The organism is Chromobacterium sp. LK11 (assembly GCF_001043705.1).
Classification (GTDB): domain Bacteria; phylum Pseudomonadota; class Gammaproteobacteria; order Burkholderiales; family Chromobacteriaceae; genus Chromobacterium; species Chromobacterium alkanivorans.
The window spans coordinates 50,000-72,912 of sequence record NZ_LDUR01000017.1 but is presented as its reverse complement, the minus strand read 5'-3'; the positions used below and the strand labels follow the sequence as shown (position 1 = coordinate 72,912).

The window sequence follows — 22,913 nt, the reverse complement described above, 5'->3', positions numbered from 1 at the left end:
TCAGTCTCCGGTTTGCAGGGAAGGGCTGGGGCGGAGGTCCGCCGCGCCGGGGCCGCCGGGCGCGCCGATGGCGCGCAGCCGGGGGCTGCACAGCGCCAGCACGGCGACGCCGATCAGCAGCAGGCCGGCGCCGACGAACAAGGCGCGCACCGGCGCCGAGGCCAGGCTGACGCCGGCCAGCGTGGTGGACAAGGGCGTGACCGCCGCCATCATGAACATCAAGAAACTCATTACCCGGCCGCGCATTTCCGCCGGGATGCGGGCCTGGATCCAGGCCATCAGCCGGACTTGCACCAGGCCGCCCAACAGGCCGATCAGGAACATCATCGCGCAACTGGCGGCAAACGCAAGGGACAGGCCCAGGACTATGATCAGCGTGCCCATCAGCGCGTCGGCGCAGAACACCATCCATCCCAGCCGGCCCAGCGCCTTGGGCGGCAGCAGGCTGAGCACGGCCATGCCCAGCAGGCTGCCGGCGCCTTGCGCGGACAGCAGGGTGCCGAAGTGGCCGGCGTCCAGGCCCATCGCGTTCTTGACCAGCAGCGGCAGGCCGATCTGGATCGGGCCGGCGGTCAGGAAGGCGATTACCGCCCAGTAGAAGAACAGCGCGCGCAGGGTGGCGTCGCCCCAGGTCCAGGCGGCGCCGCGGCGGATGGCGCGCAGGATGCCGGCGGCGGACTGCGCCGATTGCGCCGGCGCGGCGGCGGCGCGCGGCCGCAGCCGGCTGAGCATCAGGCCGGCGCTCAGGAAGCAGGCGGCGCCCAGCAGGAAGGCGAGGCTGAGGCCGCCGCCGGCGCGGACGCCGGGCAGGGCGATCAGCGCGCCGGCCAGCATGGGGCCGGTCAGCAGGGTGAGCTGGTTGACCGCCATGAACACGGAGTTGGCCTGTTGCAGCTTTTCTTCCGGCACGGTGTTGGGCAGCAGCGCGGCGGCCGACGGCCCGGTGAAGGCGGCGACCACGCCCATCGCCGCGGCGAAGGGGTAGAGCCAGGCCAGCGGCAGCCCGCCGCGGTAGGCGGCGTAGCCGAGCAGGGCCAGCAGCGCCGCGCAGCACAGCAGCGAGCACTGGAACACCCGCCGCGGCGAGTGCCGGTCCGCCACCGCGCCGCCGACGATGATGAACACCGCGCGCGGCAATTCCATGGCGGTGACGATCAGGCCGAGGGCGAGGCCGTCGCCGCCCCGTTGCAGCACCAGCCAGGGCAGGGCGATCAGCGCGGTCTGCTGGCCCAGGATGGCGCAGAACCAGGCGGCGGTGAGCCAGAGAAAGCGCCGGTCGCGCCAGAGCGCGGGCTGGGCGGCGGGCATGGGCTTAGTCATGGCGGGCCCTCATCGCGCGCTCCAGGCTTTCCGCCAGGCCGGCCACATGCGGCTCGCGCAGCATGTCGGCGTGCTCGCCGGCGGCGCGGAACACCTGGACCGGGCCGGCGGCGTAGCCGGACCAGCCGAGGTCGGCCGGCTCGTCCGCGGCGGCGGCCAGCCCGTCGGTGACCCACAGCGCCACCGGGCAGGGCGCGGTTTGCGGCTGGTGGCCGCGCAGGCTGAGCAGGTTGGCGCGGTAGACGTCGAACATCGCTTCCACCCGGCGCGGGTCCATGCCTTGCGGGAACAGGCCGGAGGCCTGCACTTGCCGGCTCAGCAGCGCGAAGCGCCCGGCGCGGTCCAGCGGCCGCAGCTGCTCTTCCGAGACGGCCAGCGCTTTGCCGGTGGCGATTTCCACGGTGCGGGCCATGTAGTGCAGCAGCCCGGCCTCGTCCTGCGGCAGTTCGCTCAGGAAGCCGGCGTCCGGGCGCGGCGGCGCGTCCAGCGCCGCCAGCAGGCACACTTCGGCGCCGGCCTCCACCAGCCGCCGCGCCAGTTCCGCCGCCACCGCGGCGCCGAAGGAGTGGCCGGCCAGGATCAGCGGTCCGGACAGGCCGGCTTGCAGCACCGCGGCGGCGTAGCGCGCGGCCATCGCCGCCACGCTGTCGTCGGCGGCGACGGCCGGGTCCAGCCCCGCCGCTTGCAGGCCGTAGACGCGCCAGCGCGGCGACAGCCGCTCCACCAGTTTTTGATAGCCGATGATCTGGCCGGAGCCGTCGTGGACCAGCAGCAAGGTGGCCTCGTCGCCGTCCGGGCGTATCGGCACCAGCACCGAGGGCGCGGCGGCCTGGCCGGCCTCGGCCACCAGCCGGGCGAACTCGGCGACAGTGCCGGAGGTGAACAGCGAGGCCAGCGGCAGTTCCACGCCCAGTTCCTCGCGGACGCGGGACAGCAGTTGCAGGGTCAGCAGCGAGTGGCCGCCCATGTCGAAGAAGCTGTCGTCCACGCCGATGCGCGGCAGGCCCAGCGTGGCGGCGAACAGCGCGGCCAGTTGTTCCTCCAGCGGGGTGCGCGGCGCCTGGTAGGCGCGCGCGGCCAGCTCCGGCGCCGGCAGCGCGCGGCGGTCCAGCTTGCCGTTGGGCGTTTGCGGCAGCGCCGGCAGGCTGACCCAGGCGCCGGGAATCATGTATTCCGGCAATTGCTCGGCCAGCGCGCGGCGCAGCGCGGCGGTGTCCGCCTTGCCGTCCGTCGGCACCAGATAGCCCACCAGCCGCGCGGCGGCGGGCGGCGCGTGGTGCAGGGCCACCGCGGCGGCGGCGATGCCGGGCTGCGCGCGGAGCGCGGCTTCGATCTCGCCGGTTTCGATGCGGTAGCCGCGCAGCTTCAGCTGTTGGTCGCCGCGGCCCAGGTATTCAATGCGGCCGTCGGCCAGCCAGCGCGCGCGGTCGCCGGTGCGGTAGAGCCGCTCGCCGTCGCGGAAGGGATTGGGCAGGAAGCGCTCGGCGGTCAGCCGCGGGCGGCGCAGATAGCCGCGGGCGACGCCGGGGCCGGCGAGATAGAGTTCGCCGGCGAGGCCCGGCGGCGTCGGCTGCAAGGCCTGGTCCAGGATGTAGGCGCGATAGCCGGGGACGGCGCGGCCGATGTCGATGGCTTGGCCGTCGCGCGCGACGATTTCCGTGGCGGTGCCCCAGACGGTGGCCTCGGTGGGGCCGTATTCATTGTAGAAGCGCCGGCCTTCGCCTATCAGGTCGTCGGCCGACACCGCTTCGCCGCCGAACAGCACCGCGCGCAGCGATCCGCCCCAGCCGGCGGGCTGGGCCTGGGCCACGGTCCGGTACAGCGAGGGCAGGCTGAGCCAGACCTCGGCCCGCTCGCGCTCCACCAGCCCGGCCAGATAGCCGGGCTCCAGCTGGCCGCCGGCGCGGCTGATGATCAGCCGGCCGCCGCAGGCCAGCGACCAGAACAGCAGCGCCACCGAGCTATCGAAGGAGAAGGAGGGCAGCAGCAGGAAGGCGGTGCCCGGCCGCGACAGCTCCGCCGGGTAGAAGGCGAGCCGGGCGGCGGTGGAGGCGTAAAGGTTGCCGTGCTGGATCACCGCGCCCTTGGGGGCGCCGGTGGAGCCCGAGGTGTAGATCAGGTAGGCGGGGTGGCTGGGCAGCAGCGGGCGGACGCGCTCGTGGTCGGCGGGGTTGCCGTCCGGCAGCGCGGCCAGTTCTTGTCGCAAGGCCGGGTCGTCCAGGTCCAGCCGCGCCGCGCCGTCCGGCAGCGCCGCGCCGGCCAGGGTCAGCACCCGGCGCGGGGCGGCGTCGCCCAGCATGAAGGCGAGGCGGGCCGGAGGGTAGTCCAGGTCCAGCGGCAGATAGGCGGCGCCGGTTTTCAGCGCGGCCAGCATGGCCACCACGGTGTCGGCGCCGCGCGGCAGCGCGATGGCGACGATGTCCTCCGGGCCGACGCCGTCGGCGATCAGGCGCCGCGCCAGTTGGTTGGCGCGGCGGTTGAGTTCGCCGTAGCTCAGGCTGCGGCGTTCGTCGCTCAAGGCGGTCGCATCCGGCGCGGCGGCGGCGCTGGCCTCGATCAGGGGCAGCAGGGTGGCCGGCGCGGACGGCGTGCGGCCGTCGTCCGCCAGCAGCAGCCGGGCTTCGTCCGCGTCCAGCAGCGCCAGGCTGGCCAGCGGCCGTTCCGGCCGCTCGGCCATGGCCAGCAGCAGCTTTTGCAGCCGGCAGGCCAGCCGGCACGCGCCGGCTTCCTCGAACAGGTCGACGTCGTATTCCAGCATCGCCTGCAGGCCGCCGTCGGCTTCGTGCAGGGTCAGGGTCAGATCGAAGCGCGGCGAGCTGTCGCCGCTGGACAGCGTTTCCAGTTCCAGCCCCGGCAGGCGCAGGGTGTCCAGCGGCGCGTTTTGCAGCACCAGCATAGTCTGGAACAGCGGGTTGCGCGCCAGCGAGCGTTCCAGCCGCAGCGCGTCGACGATGGTTTCGAAGGGCAGGTCCTGCAGTTCGTAGGCTTCCAGCACCGTGTCGCGCACCCGCGAGAGCAATTGCAGAGCGCTGGGCGCGCCGGCCAGGTCCACGCGCAGCGCCAGGGTGTTGACGAAGCAGCCGATCAGGCCTTCCAGGTCCGCGTGCTGGCGGTTGGCGATGGGGCTGCCTATCACCAGATCGCGCTGGCCGCTATAGCGCGACAGCAGCTCGGCGTAGCCGGCCAGTAGCACCATGAACAGGGTGCCGCCGGCGCGTTCGGCCAGCCGGCGCAGGCTCTGGGTTTGCTCCGGCGAGAAGCCGAAGCGGACGAAGCGCCCGCGGCGCGGGCGGCCGACGCCGGCGATGCCGCGCGGCCGGTCGCCCAGCAGTTCCAGTTCCGCCGGGGCGTCGGCCAGCCGCGTTTTCCAGCGCGCCAGCAGCTGCTCGAAGCGCTCGCCGGCTAGCGCGTCGCGCTGCCATTGGGCGAAGTCGCCGTATTGGATGGGCAGCGCGGGCAGGCGCGGTGGGCGTTGCTCCAGCGCGGCGGCGTACAGTTCGCCGAACTCCCGCACCAGCACGCCCAGCGACCAGCCGTCGGACAGGGCGTGGTGCAGCGCGATCAGCAGCGCGGCGTCGTCCGGCGCGATGCGCAGCAGGGCGAAGCGCAGCGGCGGCGCGGCCTCCAGGTCGAACTTGGGCCGGGCGAAGGCTTCGGCGGCGCGGCTCAGCGCCGCGTCCAGGCTGTCGCTGGCGTCCACGCGCAGCGTCTGTTCCTGCAAGGCCGGGCCGTCGCCGGCGTCGATGATTTGCAGCAGTTCGCCGTCGCGCAGCTGGAAGCGGGTGCGCAGCGCCTCGTGGCGGCGGACCACGCCGGCCAGAGCGGCGCGCAGCGCGTCCAGGTCCAGGCGGCCGCGCAGGCGCAGGCCCTGGGCGATGTTGTAGACGCCGTTGTCGCCCTGGTCCAGCCGTTCCAGGAACCAGAAGCGCTGCTGGGCGAAGGAGGACGGCAGCGGCCGGGAGCGGTCCGTCGGCGGGATGCGACGCTCCGGCGCGGCCGCCGGCGCGACGGGGTCTTCCAGCGCCGCGCGTTCCGCCAGCGCGACGGCGAATTCGGCCACCGTCGGGTGTTCGAACAAGGCGCGCAGCGGCAGCTCGACGCCGAACTCGGCGCGTAGCCGGGACATGACCCGGGTGGCCAGCAGCGAATGGCCGCCGGCTTCGAAGAAGTTCTGTTCGCGGCCCAGGCCGCCGACGCCCAGCACTTCGCCCCAGATGCGGGCCACCTCGCTTTCGGCGCGGCCGCGCGGCGGGGTGCCGGCGTCGACGCCGCGCTGTTCGGCCTGGCCGGGTTCGGGCAGCGCGCGCGCGTCCAGTTTGCCGCTATGGGTCAGCGGCAGCTTGTCCAGGACGACGAAGGCGGCGGGCAGCATGTAGTCCGGCAGCCGCGCGGCGAGGTGGCGGCGCAATTCCGGCCCCAGCGCGTCGAGCGGCTGGCTTTGCGCCGGGGTGTTGAAGCAGGCGGCGGGCTCGCCGTCGTCGTCGCTGTCCAGCCACTCCAGCGGCAGCGCGGGCAAGGCGTCGGCGGCGGCGGCCAGCGCCAGGTCTAAGCGACCGTCGACGGCGTTTTCGCTCCAGCAGAGGCGCGTGGCCAGGCCGTCGGCGGCGGCCGCGGCCAGCAGTTCGGCGGGCTCGGCGGCGTCGGGCAAGGCTTGCGCTAGCCAGGGCTGGCCGGCGGCGGCTTCGTCGTCGGCCGCGCTGTTGGCCGGATCATGGTCCAGCCAGGCGAGGAAGCGGTTGACCTCGGCGGCGCGGCGGTTGGCCAGGCCGGGCCGCAGGCGCGAGGCGTCGGCGGCGGGCGCGGCGGCGGCGTTCGGCGCGCCCTTGCTCAGCACCACGTCGTAGCGGTAGGTGGTCAGTTCGCAGTCGCCGCCGTCTTCCTTCAGGCGGATTTCAATTCCGGCGATGTCGCCGCGGCGGCGCGCCAGGCGGCGGAACAGCGCGGGGTCCACCAGCAGTTCCTTTTCCTCGGCGATCAGCGCGTCCAGCTGGCGGCGCAGTTCCGCCCGTGTCGGGTGGGCGAGGGCGGGCAGGCGGTGCAGCAGGCGGCTGGCCTGGAAGTGGCGCAGCAGGCCCAGGTGGCGCAAGTCGCCCAGCAGCAGCTTGCCGCCGGGACGCAGTCGCGCCAGCGCCTGGTCCACCACGTCCAGGAAGTAGGCGGCGTCGGGGAAGTATTGCGCCACCGAGTTGACGATCACGGTGTCGAAGTCGTCGGGCAGGCCGGACAGCTCGCGGGCCTCGCGCCGTTCCAGCGTCACCTGGTCCAGGCCGCGCGCGGCCACGGTGCGGCCCAGGCGCTCCAGCGCGCGGGCGGAGAAGTCCAGGCCGTGGTAGCGCTCGCAGTCCGGCGCGACGGCGAGCAGCAGCATGCCGCTGCCGACGCCGATTTCCAGCACCCGGCGCGGGCGCAGCGCGCGGATGCGGCTCAGGATTTCGTCGCGCCAGCGCCGCATGTGGGCGGCGGGAATCAGCGCGTTGTCGTAGGAGTCGGTCCAGCCGACCAGGTCGAGGTCGGCGTCCTCGGCCGGCGCGTCCTCGTAAATCATGTCGAAGGCGGGCAGCCAGCCCTTGTCCTTGTCCTTGGCGGCGTCCACGCCGCTGCGCTTGGCGACGTAGGCGACCAGCCGCGCCTGATCGCCGTCGCCGCGCACCACCACGGCGGCTTCCGCCACCGCCGGGTGCTGGCTGAGCAAGGCCTGGATTTCGGCGGTTTCGATGCGGAAGCCGCGCAGCTTGACTTGTTGATCGGCGCGGCCGCGGTATTCCAGATCGCCGCGCGGGGTGACGCGCGCCAGGTCGCCGCTGCGGTAGAAGCGCAGGCCGCTGTCCAGGTGCGGGTCCGGCATGAAGCGCTGGGCGCTCAGTTCCGGCTGATTGACGTAGCCCAGCGCCACGCCGGCGCCGCCGACGTGGATTTCGCCTACCATGCCCGGCGGCACCGGTTGCAGAGCGTCGTCCAGCAGACGGATGCACAGATCGGGCAGCGCCGCGCCGATCACGCTGCCCAGCTTGCGCTTGATCTCGGGCAGGCCGATGCGGCGGAAGGTCACGTGCACGGTGGTTTCGGTGATGCCGTACATATTGATCAGCAGCGGGAAGTCGTCGCCGTGGCGGTCCAGCCAGGGCTCCAGGCTGCTCAGGTCCAGCGCCTCGCCGCCGAAAACGACGTAGCGCAGCGCCAGATCGCCTTCGCGCGGATTGAGCTCCTCGGCGGCCATCAATTGGCGGAAGGCCGACGGAGTCTGGCTCAGCACGGTGACTTTTTCCTGGCACAGCAGCTGGTAGAAGGCGTCCGAGGAGCGGGCCAGCAGCGGCGGCACGATCAGCAGCACGCCGCCGTGGGCCAGCGCGCCCCAGATTTCCCATACCGAGAAGTCGAAGGCGTAGGAGTGGAACAGCGTCCACACTTCGCGCGGGCCGAACTGGAACAGCTCGGCGCTGCTGGAGAACAGCCGCGCGCAGTTGCGGTGGCTGACCGCCACGCCCTTGGGCCGGCCGGTGGAGCCGGAGGTGTAGATGATGTAGGCCAGGCCGTCCGGGTCGTCGCCGGCCGGCAGCGCCGCCGCCGGCGCGGGCTCCGTCGCGTCCAGCGTCAGCAGCGGGCCGGCGAAGGGCGGCAGCGTGGGTGCCAGCGCCTCGGTGCTGAGCACGGCGCGCGCGCCGCTGTCTTCCAGGATGTAGCGGATGCGGTCGGCAGGATAGGCGGGGTCCATCGGAACATAGCCGGCGCCGGCCTTGAGCGCGGCCAGCACGCCGATCAGCATTTCGAACGAGGGCGTCAGCCACAGGCCCACCGGTTCGCCGGGCCGCACGCCGGCGGCCACCAGCCGCCGCGCGGCGGCGTCGGATAGTCGTTCCAGTTCGCCGTAGCTGAGCTCGCGGCCGTCGCAGCGCAGCGCCGCGGCGTCGGCTTGCCGCGCGGCGAAACGGCTGAAGGCGCGGTGCACCGGTTCGCAGCCGGGCGCGGCGGCGCGCAGCGGCAGCGCCAGCAAGGCGGCGGCCTGGGCCGGCGTGGTCAGCGGCAGCGCGGCCAGCGGCGCGTCCGGCTGGCGGCTGGCGGCGTCCAGCAGAATCACCAGCTGTTCGGCCAGCCGCTCCACCGAGAGCCGCTCGAACAGCGCGGTGTTGTAGGAGAACGCGCCGGACAGGCCGTCCTCGGTCTCGCGCATGAACAGCTCCAGGTCGAAGCGGGCGGCCTCCTGGCTCAGCACCGGGGTCAGCCGCAGCCCGTCCAGCGCGGCCGCCGCCGCTGGGATGTTGAGCAGGGTGAAGGCGACCTGGAACAGCGGGTTGCGGCTGGGGTCGCGGCTGGCCTGGCCCAGCGCGCCGACCAGCTGGTCGTAGGGCACCGCGGCGTGTTCGACGGCGTCGCGCATAGTGTCCGATTGGCGGCGGGCGAACTGGCGGAAACTGTCCGCCGGGCCGATGCGGGCGCGGATCACCAGCATATTGGCGAAGAAGCCGATCAGCGCCTCGGTCTCCACCCGGTCGCGTCCGGCCAGCGAGGTGCCGATGGCCAGGTCGTCCTGACGCGAGTGGCGCGCCAGCAGCGCCTGGAAGGCGGACAGCAGCAGGCAGAACAGGGTGGTGCGTTCGTCCGCCGCCAGCCGGCGCAGGCGCTCGGCGATGTCGGCGGACACGGCGAAGCCCACGGTGGCGCCGTCGAAGCCTTGCACCGGCGGCCGGGGCTTGTCGGTGGGCAGCTCCAGTGTGGGCAGGCCGTCCAGCTGGGTTTTCCAGTAGGCGAGATCGGCGTCCCAGTGTTCTTGCCGGCCGGAGGCGTGCTGCCAGCGCGCGTAGTCCAGATACTGGATGGGCAGCTCCGGCAGTTCCGGCGCGCGGCCGCGGCTGAGCGCGGCGTAGGCGCGGGTCGTCTCGTCCATCAGCACCGCCAGCGACCAGGCGTCGCCGACGATGTGGTGCAGGGTCAGCACCACCGCGTGTTCGTCCTCCGCCAGCCGCGCCAGCGCGATGCGCAGCGGCTGGCCGGCGGACAGGTCGAAGGCGTGGGCGCTTTCGCGGCGCGCCAGCGCTTCCAGCCGGGAGGCGGCTTCCTCGGCCGGCAGGCCGGACCAGTCCAGGCGCTCGATCGGCGCGCGGCCGGCCGGCTGCGGGATCTGGGTGGCCGCGCCGTCCACTTCGCGGATGGCGGTGCGCAGCGAGGCGTGGCGCGCCACCACGCAATCAAAGGCCCGGCACAGCGCGTCCGCTTGCAAGGCGCCGCTGAGGCGGAAGGCGGAGCAGATATTGTAGGCGGCGGCGCCGGCGCTGAGCTGGTGCAGGAACCAGAGCCGCTGCTGTTGGAAGGACAGCGGGCCGGAGGCGGCGTCGCCGCGGGCAATCCGCCCGCCGTCGACGGGCGCCGGGGACGGGGGTAGCACGTCCAGTTCTTGTTCCAGCAAATGGTCGAGAAGGTCCAGATCGTTATCGTTCCAATCGCTAACGCTCATTTCAATGGCTTTCCAGGTGATGTGTTGTCGGCGCCCATCGGGCTGCGCGTCTATCGCGCCCGATTTGATTTCGATTATTTTTCGAGGTCTGTAAAAATATTCAATTTGTGCGGTATATTCTTTGGCGGGTTTGTGGGTCGGTATTCTCCGATTTAAACAATTCCAATTAGAACCTGTTTGCGATCTGCTGCGCGTCGGCGATACGGCGTTGAAAACACCTTCGAAATGCTCATGTACCGTGTGTACATTCCGCTTTCTCAGCTGTTTTCGCCTTGTCTCGCTCTAGCTCGCGAGATCGTAAACACGTTCTTCGCAATGTTTTGATTGGGTAAATTAATTTATTTGAAAACTGTCTTAATTTTCTAGCGACGGCATGGAGGTGGATATGACGCAGGACGCAATCAGCGAAACCCAATACATCGTGGTGGTCAATCATGAGGAACAATATTCGATATGGCCGGAATATCGCGAAATTCCCGCCGGCTGGCGCTCGCTTGGCGTCAGCGGCGGAGAACAGCAGTGTCTGGACTATATTGAAAAGAACTGGACGGATATGCGCCCGTTGAGCCTGAGGCAATTCATGCAGGAAAATCAAACGGCTTCCCCTTCCGATAATTAATGGTTTTTATGTATTGTTTTTAAAGTCGCCGCATTGCGGCGACTTTTTCATTGCAAGGGCAGCCGCCGCGTCAGCCAGGGCAGCAGCAGCCGGTTCAGCCGGGACAGCAGCCGGTGGCGCAGGCCCAGCCAGTTGAGGTCCATGTGGTGGCGGGCGTAGCCGCCGTCGGGGTCGTCGGCCGGCGGCCAGGAACTGCCGTCCGGCGTGGGCGAGCCGGGCTCGAAGTAATAGCCGGGGCAGCACAGGGTGGTGACGTCGTCCAGGCAGCCGCTTTGTTGCACGCACCAGGTGAAGAAGCGCGGCCCCACGGTGACGGCGGTGCGCATCGCCGGCGATTCGCGCAGCCTGGCCGGCATGGCCGGGTCCAGCGGCGCGGACTGGCCGGCCGCCAGCCGGTTCAGCACGGTGTCCCACAAGGGGTGGCCGGGCGCGCTGCCTATCAGCGCGTTGTTGAAGCCGTGGGTGCGCGACAGGATCAGTCGCCGTCCCGGCAGCAGCGGGTCTATCGGCCGCAGGTTTTCGATGTCCATGTCGATGTAGAAGCCGCCCTGCAGCGCCAGGAACAGATAGCGCGCGGCGTCTATGCGCTGGATGTCGCGCTCGAAACCCGCGTAGCGGGCGGCGAACCACGGGTAGTGCTCGTCGACCAGCGCCTGCATGCCGGGCGCGTCCCAGAACACGAACTCCCAGTCCGGATGCCGCCGCATCCAGGCGTCGCGGTAGCGGCGGTATTTGTCCGGCAGCGCGGCGGCGCCCTGGTACCAGATCTGATGGATGCGGCGGGGAATGCCCGCCGCCGGGGTGGCGAGTGTCGGGTTCACGAGAAGGTGGCTCCGCCGTCGATGGCGATGATGCGGCCGTTGAAGTAGTCGCATTCGATGATGAATTTCAGCCCCTGCCAGATTTCCGCCGGCTCGGCCATGCGCCGCAGCGGCACCTGGGCGATCAGCTCCTCGCGGGTGGCCGGCGCCAGGCCGGCCGCCATCGGGGTGTCGGTCAGGCCGGGGGCGAGGCCGGCCACGCGAATGCCGAAGGGCGCCAGCTCCAGCGCCCAGGTCCGGGTCAGCGCGTCCAGGCCGGCCTTGGACGCCGCGTAGTTGGACTGGCCGGGATTGCCGGCGCTGGTGACCGAGGAGACGTTGACGATCAGGCCCGGCGTCTTGAGGCCGGATTCGACGCGGGCGGCGGCGAATTCGCGGCTCAGCAGATAGGGCGCGGTCAGATTGGCGTCCAGCACCGCCCGCCATTGCGCGGTGGGCAGCTTGCGGACGAAGCCTTCCGCGTCCAGCCGCACCAGCCAGCCGTCGCGCAGGATGCCGGCGTTGTTGACCAGCAGATTGGCCGGCTCAGCGTCCTCGGACGCCGTTTGCAGAAAGGCGCGGACCGCGGCCTCCTGGCTGACGTCCACCACTGAGCCGCGCACCGCGCCGGGCAGGCCGGCGGCGTCTTCTTCCAGCCGGCGCAGGCCGGCGGCGTCCAGATCGGCGGCGTGGACCCGCGCGCCGGCGCGGGCCAGTTCCAGCGCGAAGGCGCGGCCTATGCCGCTGGCGGCGCCGCTGACGATGGCCTTGATGTGTTCCAGTTTCATTCTGCGGTTTCCATGGGGGTGGGTTGGGCGGCGGCCTGGCGCAGCGCGTCGCGCTCGGCGTCGGACATGCCGCGCAGTTTCAGATAGACGGCGGCGATCTTGGCGGCCAGGCCGGGCGCGGATTCGCGTTCGGCCAGCAGCGCGGCCAAGGCGCGCGGGGTCTGGGCGTGGAAGGTGGCGCGCAGCGGCAGCGTCTGCCGGAAGATCTTGTTGACGCGCACCTGGATGCGGGTGGCCAGCAGCGAATGGCCGCCCAGTTCGAAGAAGTCGTCGTCGGCGGCGATGCCGGCGCGTTCGAACACCTCTTCCCACAGCGCGCACACCGCTTGCTCCAGCGCGCCCTGGGGCGCGCTGCCGGCGCGGCTGGGCGCGCTCGCCGCCGGTTCGGGCAGGGCCTTGCGGTCCAGCTTGAGGTTGGCGGTCAGCGGCAGTTGCTCCAGGGCGACAAAGCGGCTGGGCAGCATATAGCCGGGCAGCGCGGCGGACAGCCGGGCGCGGATGCGCTGCAAGGCGGCCGGGTCGGCCTCGTCGCCGGCGCGCCAGGCGCCGCTGTCGTCCGGCACCAGATAGGCGATCAGCCGAGCGTGGCCTTGCGGGTCGAGGCGGACGGCCGCCGCCGCCTGGCGCACGCCGGGCAGTTCGCGCAGCCTGGTTTCCACTTCCTCCAGCTCCAGCCGGAAGCCGTTGAGCTTGGCCTGGCCGTCCAGCCGGCCCAGCACGCGGATCTTGCCGTCCGGCCGCAGGCAGGCCAGATCGCCGCTGCGGTAGACGCGGGCGCCGGGCCGGCCGGCCAGCGGGTCGGGGCGGAAGCGGGCGGCGGTTTGCGCCGGCGCGCCCAGATAGCCCAAGGCCAGGCCGTCGCCGCCGATGTGCAGCTCGCCCGCCAGTTGAGGCGGCAGCGGCTGGCCGTGGTGGTCGGCCACCCACAGCGTGGTGCGGCGGACGGCGTGGCCGGCCGGCGGCGGCAGTTCGTCGCCGTCGACCCGGTGCAGCGCGGACCAGATGGTGGTTTCGGTGGGGCCGTAGACGTTCCACAGCGTGACGCCGGCGTCCAGCAGCGCGCGGGCCAGGTCGGCGGGCAGCGCCTCGCCGCCGCACCAGGCGCGCAGGCCGGGCGCGGGCTTCCAGCCGGCTTCCAGCAGCATGCGCCAGCTGACCGGCGTGGCCTGGATCACGCTGGCGCCGCGGCGCGCGGCCTCGGCGGCCAGCGCCGGGCCGTCGCCGCCGGCGGCCGCCGGCGCGATGGCGACCGTGCCGCCGCAGACCAGGGGCAGCAGCAGTTCCAGCGCGGCGATGTCGAAGGACCAGGTGGTGACAGACAACAAGACGTCGTCGGCGCCTAAGCCGGGCTCGGCGCTGAAATGCCGCAGGATGTTGGCCAGCGAGCGATGGGCGATCTGCACCCCTTTGGGCCGGCCGGTGCTGCCGGAGGTGAACAGGGTGTAGGCCGGCGCTTCCGGGTGGAGCGCGTCGCCGGGCAGAGGGCTGTCGTCAGCGTCCGCCTCGGTCGGCGGCAGCGGTGCGGGCAGCGTCAGCAGCCTGGCGGACGCGGGCCAGCCGGCCTGGTCGCCGTCGACGAGGATCAGGCCGGGGCGGGCGTCCTCCAGGATGGCGTCGCGGCGCAGCGGCGGCAGCGCCGGGTCCAGCGGCAGGTATTGCGCGCCGGCCCACAGCGTGGCCAGCAGGGCGGTCAGCGCGCGTCCGTCCGGCGGCAGCGCCAGCGCCACGGTGTCGCCGGGGGCGACGCCGTGAGCGGCCAGCCGGCGCGCCAGCGCGCGCGCGCCGGCCACCAGCTGGCGGTAGCTCAGTTCGCCGTCCTCGGCGGCGACCGCGGTCTTGTCCGGGTTGAGCCGCGCGGCGGAGGCCAGCATGGCGAGCACGTTGTCGCCGCGTTCCGGCGGCGGGAAGGCGGCCGGAGCGTCCGGCTCGGCCAGGCGCAGATCGCCGACGCGGGCCGCGCCGTCCGCGATCTGCCGCAGCAGCCGCGGCAGCGCCTCCAGCAGCGCCGCGACGCGTTCCGGCTCGATGCGGCCGGCGTCGAAGACGCCGTCCAGCTCGATGCCGTCGGCGCCCGGTTTGACGTAGAGGGTCAGCGGATAGTTGGATTGCTCGCGCGCGGAAGCCGCGCCCACGCGCAAGGCCTGGGCGGCGTCGCCGACCGCGGCGCGGATAGGGTAGTTTTCATAGACCAGCACCGCGTCGAACAGCGGCTGGCGCGCGGGCAGGCCGCTCCAGCGCTGGATGTCCACCAGGGCGCTGGATTCGAACGGGACCAGCCGGCTCTGAGCGTCCTGCAAGCGGCGGAGAAAATCGTCCACCGGCTGCGCGGCCGAGCAGTCGGCGCGCAAGGGCAGGGTGGCGATGAACAGGCCGACGGCGGCGTCGCGGCCGGGCAGCGATTCGGGCCGGCCGGACATGGTGACGCCGAACACCAGATCGTCGCAGCGGCCGATCCGGGACAGGGCCACCGCCAGCGCGCCCTGGAACAGGGTGTTGAGGGTGACTTTGCGCTCCCGCGCCGTCCGCCGCAGCGCGGCGCTCAGCTCGGCGTCCAGCCGCAAGGCATGGGCGCGCGGCCGGGCCGGGCCGCCGGCCGGCAGCAGGGCCAGATCGGCCGCGGCGGCGTAGCCGTTGAAATAGTCGCGCCAGAAGGCTTGCTGGGCTTGGCGGTCGCTGTGCGCGCGCAGCCATTTGATGAAGCGCCCGAACGACGGCGCCGGCGGCAGCGCCGCGTTGCGGCCCTGGCTCAGCCCGCGGTACAGGGCCAGCGCTTCGTCGAAGACCACGGCCATCGACCAGCCGTCCAGCAGCGCGTGGTGATGGGTCCAGACCAGCCGCCACGGCGCGCCGTTCCGGGTCAGCAGCGCGAGGCGCATCAAGGGCGGGGCGTTCAGATCGAAGCCGGCGGCGCGGTCGGCGGCCAGATAACGTTCCAGCGCGTCCTGGTCCGGCGTTTCGCTGAGGGTGAACGGCAGCTCGGGCGCGCGGTGGACCCGCTGCAGCGGCGCGGCCAGGCCTTCCCAGGCGAAGCTGACGCGCAGCGCGTCGTGCCGCGCCAGCACCTGTTGCCAGGCCTGGCGCAGCAGCGCCGGGTCCGCCGCGCCGTCCAGTTCGGCGACGATTTGTTCGATGTAGACGCCGGCCGGACCGGCGGCGGCCTCCATCCGCGAGTGGAACAACATGCCTTCCTGCACCGGGGTCAGCGACCACAGGTCGACGATGTCGCCGCGCTGGCCCAGCGCCGCCGGCAGGCTGGCTTCGTCCAGCGCGGCCAGCGGGAAGTCGTCCGGGGTCAGCGCCGTTGCCGCGGCGTTGACGTCCGCGTCCAGGCTCAGCAGCGCGAGCAGCCGCTGCCGCATCTGTCGGGCGAGGGCTTCCACCGTCGCGCGCGGCAGCGTGGCGCGGCCGTAGTTCCAGCGCAGCGACAGCTTGCCGTCGCTGACCAGAGCCACGATGTCGATCAGCCGCGGGCGCAGGCCGTCCGGGTCCTCCATCGCGCCGACGCTTTCCGGCGCCGGCGCCAGCGCGCCGTCGGCCGGCAGGCTGGCGTCGAACTGGCCCAGGTAGTTGAAGGCGATCTGCGGTTCAGGCGCGGCGGCCAGCGCGCGGGCGTCGGCGTCGTCCGCCTGCCGCAGCGCGCCGTAGCCGGCGCCGCCGGCCGGCACCGCGCGCAGCGCCTGCTTGGTTTGGCGCAGCAGTTGCTGCGGCGAGGCCTCGGCCAGGCCGGTCAGCGCCAGCGGATACAGCGCGGTGAACCAGCCCACGGTGCCGGACAGGTCCAGCTCTTCGTCGTCGCGGCCGTGGCCTTCCATGGTCACGGTCAGCGCGTTGGCGTCCAGCCAGTCGCGCAACGCGCCCAGCGCCGCCGCCAGCAGCATTTCCTCGGCGCTGGCGCGCAGCGCTCCGCCGCGGAGCAGGGCGGCGGTTTCGCCGCCGTCCAGCGACAGCTCCACGGTTTCGCTGGCGCCGTAGCGGTTGTCGCGCTCGGCCTCCGCCGTCAGCGGGACGCGGACCGCGTCGGCGGCCAGCCGCGCCTGGTCCAGCCAATAGGCGCGCGCTTCGGCGGAAGGCGCGGGCGGGCGCAGCGCCCAGTGGCCGAAGCCGACGCGAACCGGCGCCGCTTCGGCGCCGGCGAGCAGGCCGGCGAGATCTTGCAGCAGCACGCGCCAGGACACGCCGTCCACGATCAAATGGTGGATGACCAGCAGCAGCCGGCCGGCCTCGCCGTCGCCGTAGTCGAAGTGCACGGCCCGCAGCAGCGGACCGTGTTCCAGATCCAGTGCGCGCTGCGCCGCCTCGGCGCGGGCCTCGACGGCGGCGGCGCGTTGCGCGGCCGGCAGCGCGCTCAGATCGACGCGCTCCAGCCAGTCTTCCTCGCGCAGGGCCTCGCGCGGCGCGTAGCGCTGGCGCCAGCCGTCGGCGTCGGCGGCGAAGCGCAGGCGGAAGGCGTCGTGGTTCTGCTCCAGCCGCAGCAAGGCGCGGCGCAGCGTCGGCGCGGAGACGCCGGCGGCCACGCTCAGCAGCAGCGCCTGGTTCCAGTGGCCGGGGCGCGGCAGGGTCTCGATGCGGTCGAAGAACCAGCGCTGGGCCGGCGTCAGCGGCAGCGGCGCGCCGGGCGGAATCTCCGCCAGCGCGGCCTCTTGCCGCGCCGGGCGGACCTGGGCGGCCAGCTCGGCGATGCTGGGGTGGCTGAAGATGTCGCGCGCGGCCAGCGCCAGGCCGGCCTGGCGGGCCTGGGCCACGATTTGCAGGCCGAGGATGGAGTCTCCTCCCAATTGGAAGAAGTTGTCGTCGGCGCCGATGTCGTCGCGGCTCAGCACTTGCCGCCAGATCGCGGCCAAAGCCCGTTCCTGCGGCGTGTCGGGCGCGCGGCCGCGCGTCGGGGCGGCCTCGTCGGTTTGCGGCGCCGGCAGCGCGGCGCGGTCGGTCTTGCCGTTGGCGTTGACCGGCCATTGCCGCAGCGCGATCAAGCGCGCGGGCAGCATGTATTCCGGCAGGCGCAGGCGCAGCGCCGCCAGGATGGCCGCCTGCCAGTCGCCGGCCTCGGCTTCGGGCGTCAGCCCGACGTAGCCGGCCAGCCGGTCCGCGCCGGAGCGGTCGCGATAGAGCGCGGCGGCGGCCTGGCGCACGCCGGGGCAGGCGGCGAGGCCGGCTTCGACTTCGTCCAGCTCCAGCCGCTGGCCGCGCAGCTTGACCTGGCCGTCGGCGCGGCCCAGGTATTCCAGCACGCCGCCCGGCAGCAGGCGCACGATGTCGCCGCTGCGGTACATGCGGCCGCCGGGCAGCGGCGACTGCGGGTCCGGCAGGAAGCGCCGCGCGGTCTGCGCCGGCTGGCCCAGATAGCCACGCGCCAGGCCGCAGCCGGCGATGTACAGCTCGCCGCGCACGCCGGGCGGCACCGGATTGAGGCGCGCGTCCAGCACGCGGAAGGCGGCGCCGTCTATGGGCCGGCCGATGCCGACGGCGGCCGCCGGCGCGTCGGCGCGCAGGTATTCCGCGCTGGACGCGTCGATGGCGGTTTCGGTGGGGCCGTAGAGATTGACCAGCGGGATGTCCAGCGCGGCGTGGAAGCGGGCCAGGGTGGCGGCCGGCAGCGCTTCGCCGCCGACGAAGACCCGGCGCAGCGAGCGGCAGCCGGCGAAATCCGGCGTCGACAGCAGCACGGCCAGCAGGCTGGGCACCAGTTGCAGCACGGTGACGCCTTGCTCGCGCACGGCGCGGATCAGGTAGTCCGGATCGCGGTGTCCGTTTTCGGCGGCCAGCAGCAGCCGCGCGCCCTGGGTCAGCGGCGCCCAGAACTCCCAGACCGAGGCGTCGAAGCCCACCGGGGTTTTCTGCAGCACCGCGTCGTCCGCGTCCAGCGGGTAGCGGCGGTTCATCCAGGCCATGTGGTTGTCCAGCGCGGCGCGGCCGACGGCGACGCCCTTGGGGCGGCCGCTGGAGCCGGAGGTGAACAGCAGATAGGCCAGCGCGTCGCCATGGGCGGGCGCCGCGGGCGCGGCCGCGTCTTCATCGCTCAGCTCTGCGGCCAGGTCCGGCTGCAAGACGGCGCAGCCGGGCGGCGCGTAAGCGGCGGGGTCCAGGCTGAGCAGCAGCGCCGGCGCGGCCTCGTCCAGGATTTCGCGGCGACGCGCCTCGGGCTGGCCGCGGTCCAGCGGCAGGTAGGCGGCGCCGGCTTTCAGCGTCGCCAGCATCGCCGCCACCAGTTCGGGCGAGCGCGGCAGGTCCAGCGCCACCACCGCGTCCGGACCGACGCCGCGCGCCAGCAGCCGGCGCGCCAGCCGGTTGGCCTGGCCGTCCAGCTGGGCGTAGCTCAGCGTTGCGCCGTCTCCGGCGACGGCGACGGCGTCCGGACGTTGCCGCGCGACGGCGGCGACCGCCTGCGGCACCGAGAAGGCGGCGAGGCCGGCGGACGGCCCGCTCAGCGGCTCGGCGGCGTTGTCGGAGACGTCCGCCAGCGCGGCGTCCAGGCAGGCGGCGTCGGGGTCGCGCGCCAGCGCGGCGGCGGCGGCCAGGTAGAGCCGGCCGATGGCGGCCACTTGCTCGTCGGGGAAGGCGGCGCGGTCGTAGGAGAAGCCCAGGGCGACGGAGCCCTCGGCGCGGCTGGCGCTGAAGGTGACCGCCAGCGGGATGTCGACGGATTCCAGGCTGTGGGTGTCCAGGACTTCCAGGCCGCCGCCGTCGTCCAGCCGGCGATAGATGTGGAAGTCCACGTAGTTGAACGAGGTGTCGAAGCGGGCGGCCTCGCCCAGCTTGAAGATTTCCGCCATCGGGAAGAAACGGTGCGGCAGGCTGGCCCCTTCCGTCGCCATGGTTTCCGCCAGCAGCGCGCGCCAGCTGCCGGCTACGCGAACGCGCAGCGGCAGGGTGTTGAGGAAGAGGCCCAGCGCCTCGGCGCCGTCGGCGTCGGCCGGGCGGCCGTTGCTGACCAGGCCGGTGACGATTTCGTCCTGGCCGCACAAGCAGGCCAGCGCGCGGGCGTGCACCGCCAGCAACAAGGTCTTCAGCGGCAGGCCGCAGTCGGCGGCCAGCCGGATCAGCGCCGCGGCGACGGCGGCCGGCAAGCGCGTTTCCCGCGCGCCCACCCTGGCCTTGCCCGTCGGCGCGGCGCGCTGCGGCCAGCGCGGGACGGCGGCGGACGGCAGGCCGCTGAGCTGGGCGCGCCAATAGGCTTGTTGCGCCGGATCGGCCAGCGCCGCGCGCTCGGCGGCGACGAAGTCGCGGAAGGCACTTTGCCGGACCGGCGCGGCGGTTTGGCCGCGCATGCGTTCGAACAAGCGGGTGCACAAGGTGGCCACGCTCCAGCCGTCCAGGATGGCGTGATGGATGGCCAGCGTCAGCTGCCACTCGTCGTCGGCCAGCCGCAGGCAGCCGACGCGCAGCAGCGGCGGCCGCTCCGGCGCGAAGCGCTGCTCGCTCAACTGGCGCACCTGGCTGGCGACGGCGTCTTCTCTTTGCTGCGGCGACAGGCCGCGCAGGTCGTCGATTTCCAGGCTGGGCGTCAGATCGCGCCAGACCAGCTGCAGCGGCTGGGAGTAGCCGGCGAGCGCGAAGCCGGTGCGCAGCAGCGGGTGTTCGCGGCTCAGCTCCGCCAGCGCCTGGCGCAGGCGCTCCAGGGAAATGTCGGCGCGCAACCGGTGGGAGAACACGTCGTGGTACAGATTGCGGCCGTCGTCGTATTCATTGTGGAACAGCATGCCGGCCTGCAGCCTGGCCAGCGGCAGCGCGTCTTCCACCTCGGGCGGCAGCAGCGCGCGGTCGGCGGCGTCGATCAGCGCGAACGGCGGCAGCTCCGCGTCCGGCGCGGCCGCGTCGCCGTCCTCGCCCATCGCCTCGACGATGGCGGCTATGGTGCCGTGGCGGAAAATGTCCTGGATGCTCAGCGGGCAGCCGCGCTCCTTGGCCAGCCCGGCGATGCGCACGCTGCGGATGGAGTCGCCGCCCAGCGAGAAATAATTGTCGTGGACGCCGACGCGCGGCAGGGCCAGCACCTGGCTCCAGATCTCGGCCAGCAGCTTCTGTCTGGGGGTGGAGGCTTCGACATAGGGCGTGTCCAGCGCCGAGCGCGCGCCTTGCGGCGACGGCAGCGCGCGCGCGTCTATCTTGCCGTTGAGGGTGAGCGGAAACTCGGCGAGCGCGATGAAGACCGCCGGAATCATATGCGCCGGCAGCCGCGCGGCCAGATGGCGGCGCAGCGCTTCGGCGCCGGCCGCGGCCGGGTCGTCGGCGCGCAGATAGGCGATGAGCTGCTCGTCGGCGGCGACGAGGTGGACGTCGCGCACAGCCGGGTGGCAGAGCAGCGCCGCGCGCACTTCGCCCAGCTCGATGCGGAAGCCGCGGATCTTCACTTGCTGGTCGATGCGGCCGCAGTAGAGCAGCTCGCCGTCGGCGTTCCGCCGCGCCAGGTCGCCGGAACGGTAGCGCCGTTGCGCGCCGACGCCGGGAAAGCGCTCGGCGTTGAGTTGCGGGCGGTTCAGATAGCCGAGGCTGACGCCGGCGCCGCCGACCAGGATTTCGCCGGGCGCGCCCAGCGGCACGGGGTGGCCGCAGGGGTCGGCCAGTTCCAGGCTCAGGTCGTCCAGCGGCTCGCCTATCGGGCTGAGCTCGCCGCCGGCGTCGAGATCGGCGGCGAGGATGCGGCGGAAGGTGACGTGGACGGTGGTTTCGGTGATGCCGTACATATTGGCCAGCCGCGGGCCGTCGTCGCCGTGCCGCTCCAGCCACGGCCGCAGCTCGGCCAGCCGCAGCGCCTCGCCGCCGAAGATCACCCAGCGCAGCGCGGACGGCCGCGGCAGCGGCGCTTCGCCTTCGGCGGCGATCGCCAGCTTGAACGCGGACGGGGTCTGGTTCAGCACGGTGACGCCTTCGCGGCCCAGCAGCTCGACGAAGGCGGCCGGATCGCGGCTGAGTTCGCGCGGCACCACCACGCAGCGGCCGCCGTGCAGCAGCGCTCCCCAGATTTCCCATACCGAGAAATCGAAGGCGAAGGAGTGGAAATAGCTCCAGACGTCGTGCTCGTCGAAGGCGAAGTGGCGGGCGCTGGCGGAGAACAGCCGCAGCACGTTGCGGTGCGAGACCAGCACGCCCTTGGGCTGGCCGGTGGAGCCGGAGGTGTAGATCACGTAAGCGCCGTGTTCGGCGTCCAGCTCGGCCGGCGGCCGCGCCGCCGGCCTGGCGTCGCAGCCTATCTCCGTCAGCGACAGGCAGGGGTGCTCCGCCGGCAGCCGCGGCCTGAGTTCGGCGTCGGTCAGGGTGAGCAGCGTCTGGCTGTCGGCCAGCTGGTAGGCCAGCCGCTCCGCCGGATAGTCCGGGTCCAGCGGCAGGTAGGCGCCGCCGGCCAAAGTCACCCCCAACATGGCGGCGATCTGTCCGGCGGAGCGCGGCAGGCAGATGCCCACCGTGACGCCGGGCGCGACGCCGGCCCGGCGCAACCGCTCGGCGATGGCGGCGGCCTGGGCGCGCAGCTGGCGGTAGCTCAGCGTCGCGGAGCCGTCGCTGACCGCGACGCGGTCCGGAAAGCGCTCGGCGGCGGCCAGGAAGGCGGCGGCCAGGGTGTCCGGCCCGCCGCAGTCGGCCGGAACTGCCGGCTGGATCGCGCTTGGCCGCACCAGGCCCAGCTCGCGCAGCGCGGCGTCCGGCCGCGCGGCGATCTGGCGCAGCAGCTCCAGGTAGGCTTCGGCCAGCGCCGCGGCCGGCGCCTCGTCCACCCGGGCGCGGTCGAAGCCCAGCTTCAAGCTCAAGCCGTCGGCGCCCGGCACCAGGGTCAGGGTCAGCGGATAGTGGGTGCGCTCGCGCTGGGAAACGTCGGAAATCCGGAAGCCCAGCCCGTCGGAGGGCAGGGCGTCGCCGATGGGGAAGTTGTCTATCGCCACCAGGGTTTCAAACAGCGGCTGGCCGCGCGGCACGCCGCTGTGGCGCTGGACTTCGGCCAGATCGCTGTGCGACAGCGATTGCAGCTCCAGCTGGCGGCGCTGCACCTCGGCCAGCCATTGCGGCAGCGCGGCGTCGGCCGGCACCGGCAAGCGCAGCGGCAGGGAGTTGATCAACAGGCCGGCCATGCCGTCCACGCCGGGCAGGTCTATCGCCCGGCCGGACAGGGTGAGGCCGAAGACCACGTCGTCCTGGCGGCTGTAGCGGCTGAGCAGGATGGCCCAGGCGCCCAGCAGCAGGCTGCCCGGCGTCACTTGGCAGCGTTCGGCGGCGGCGGCGAGGTCGCCGTCGGCGCGGTAGTCCAGCCGCATCTCGATCTGGCCGACGTCGGCGCCGGCCAGCGCGCCCGGCAGCGCCGGGCGGTCCAGGCCCAGCGGCGTGGGCGCGGCGACATCGCCCAGCAGGGCGCGCCAGCGGCCGGCGGCGGCGTCCTGGTCCTGGCGTCCCAACCAGCCTAGGTAGGCGGCGAAGGGCGGCGGCGGCGGGGGCAGCGCCGCGCCGGACAGCAGCGCGAAATAATCGCGCATCAGGATGGGCAGCGACCAGCCGTCCAGCAGGATGTGGTGGTGGCTCCAGATCAGCCGCCATTCTTCCGGCCCGTAGCGCAGCAGGGTCAGCCGCATCAGCGGCGGCCGGTTCAGCTGGAAGCCGCGGCGGCGGTCCTCGTCCAGCAGCGCCTCCAGCCGCCGTTCGCGCCCGGCCGCGTCGTCCTGGCTCCAGTCGTGGACGGCCAGCGGCGCGCGCGCGCGGCGAAACACCACCTGGCGCGGCTCGGCCTGCCCCTTGGTGACGAAGGCGGTGCGCAGGATGGGATGGCGTTCGGCCAGCCGCTCCAGCGCGTCGGCCATGGCGGCGGGGTCCACCGCGCCGTCCAGCCGGCAGATCAATTGCTCGAAATAGACCGGCGAGCCGGGCGCGAACAAGGTGTGGAACAAGACGCCGCGCTGCAGCGGGCTCAGGGGCAGGATGTCCTGGATCTGGTCTTTGAGGTTGGTTGTGCTTGTCAT

The 22,913-nt window shown here is 72.8% G+C and carries 6 protein-coding genes; 1 reads left to right on the top strand and 5 read right to left on the bottom strand.

The window, feature by feature from the left end:
- Positions 1–1,320: an MFS transporter gene (locus VK98_RS12745; RefSeq protein ID WP_082158973.1), complete on the bottom strand. Its 1,320-nt coding sequence runs from the start codon at positions 1,318–1,320 to the stop codon at positions 1–3.
- Positions 1,313–9,769, bottom strand: coding sequence for a non-ribosomal peptide synthetase (locus VK98_RS12740; RefSeq protein ID WP_053077368.1), 8,457 nt, complete (start codon positions 9,767–9,769; stop codon positions 1,313–1,315). The genes VK98_RS12745 and VK98_RS12740 overlap by 8 nt, the downstream gene beginning before the upstream one ends.
- Before the next feature lie 385 nt (positions 9,770–10,154).
- Between VK98_RS12740 and VK98_RS12735 the strand changes: the two genes are divergently transcribed.
- Complete coding sequence (locus tag VK98_RS12735; RefSeq protein ID WP_048414436.1) at positions 10,155–10,388, top strand: MbtH family NRPS accessory protein; 234 nt, start codon at positions 10,155–10,157, stop codon at positions 10,386–10,388.
- 47 nt (positions 10,389–10,435) lie between these two features.
- Here the strand turns inward: VK98_RS12735 and VK98_RS12730 are convergent, their stop codons facing one another.
- Genes VK98_RS12730 through VK98_RS12720 form a run of 3 tightly spaced genes read right to left on the bottom strand, consistent with a single transcriptional unit; the run spans position 10,436 to position 22,913 of the window.
- On the bottom strand, positions 10,436–11,209 hold the full coding sequence (locus VK98_RS12730) for a glycosyltransferase family 32 protein (protein WP_053077367.1): 774 nt from the start codon (positions 11,207–11,209) through the stop codon (positions 10,436–10,438).
- Positions 11,206–11,976: an SDR family oxidoreductase gene (locus VK98_RS12725; protein ID WP_048414391.1), complete on the bottom strand. Its 771-nt coding sequence runs from the start codon at positions 11,974–11,976 to the stop codon at positions 11,206–11,208. Before VK98_RS12725 ends, VK98_RS12730 begins: the two co-directional genes overlap by 4 nt.
- The gene (locus VK98_RS12720; RefSeq protein ID WP_048414390.1) at positions 11,973–22,913 is read right to left on the bottom strand and encodes a non-ribosomal peptide synthetase; all 10,941 of its coding nucleotides are present in this window, start codon (positions 22,911–22,913) and stop codon (positions 11,973–11,975) included. Before VK98_RS12720 ends, VK98_RS12725 begins: the two co-directional genes overlap by 4 nt.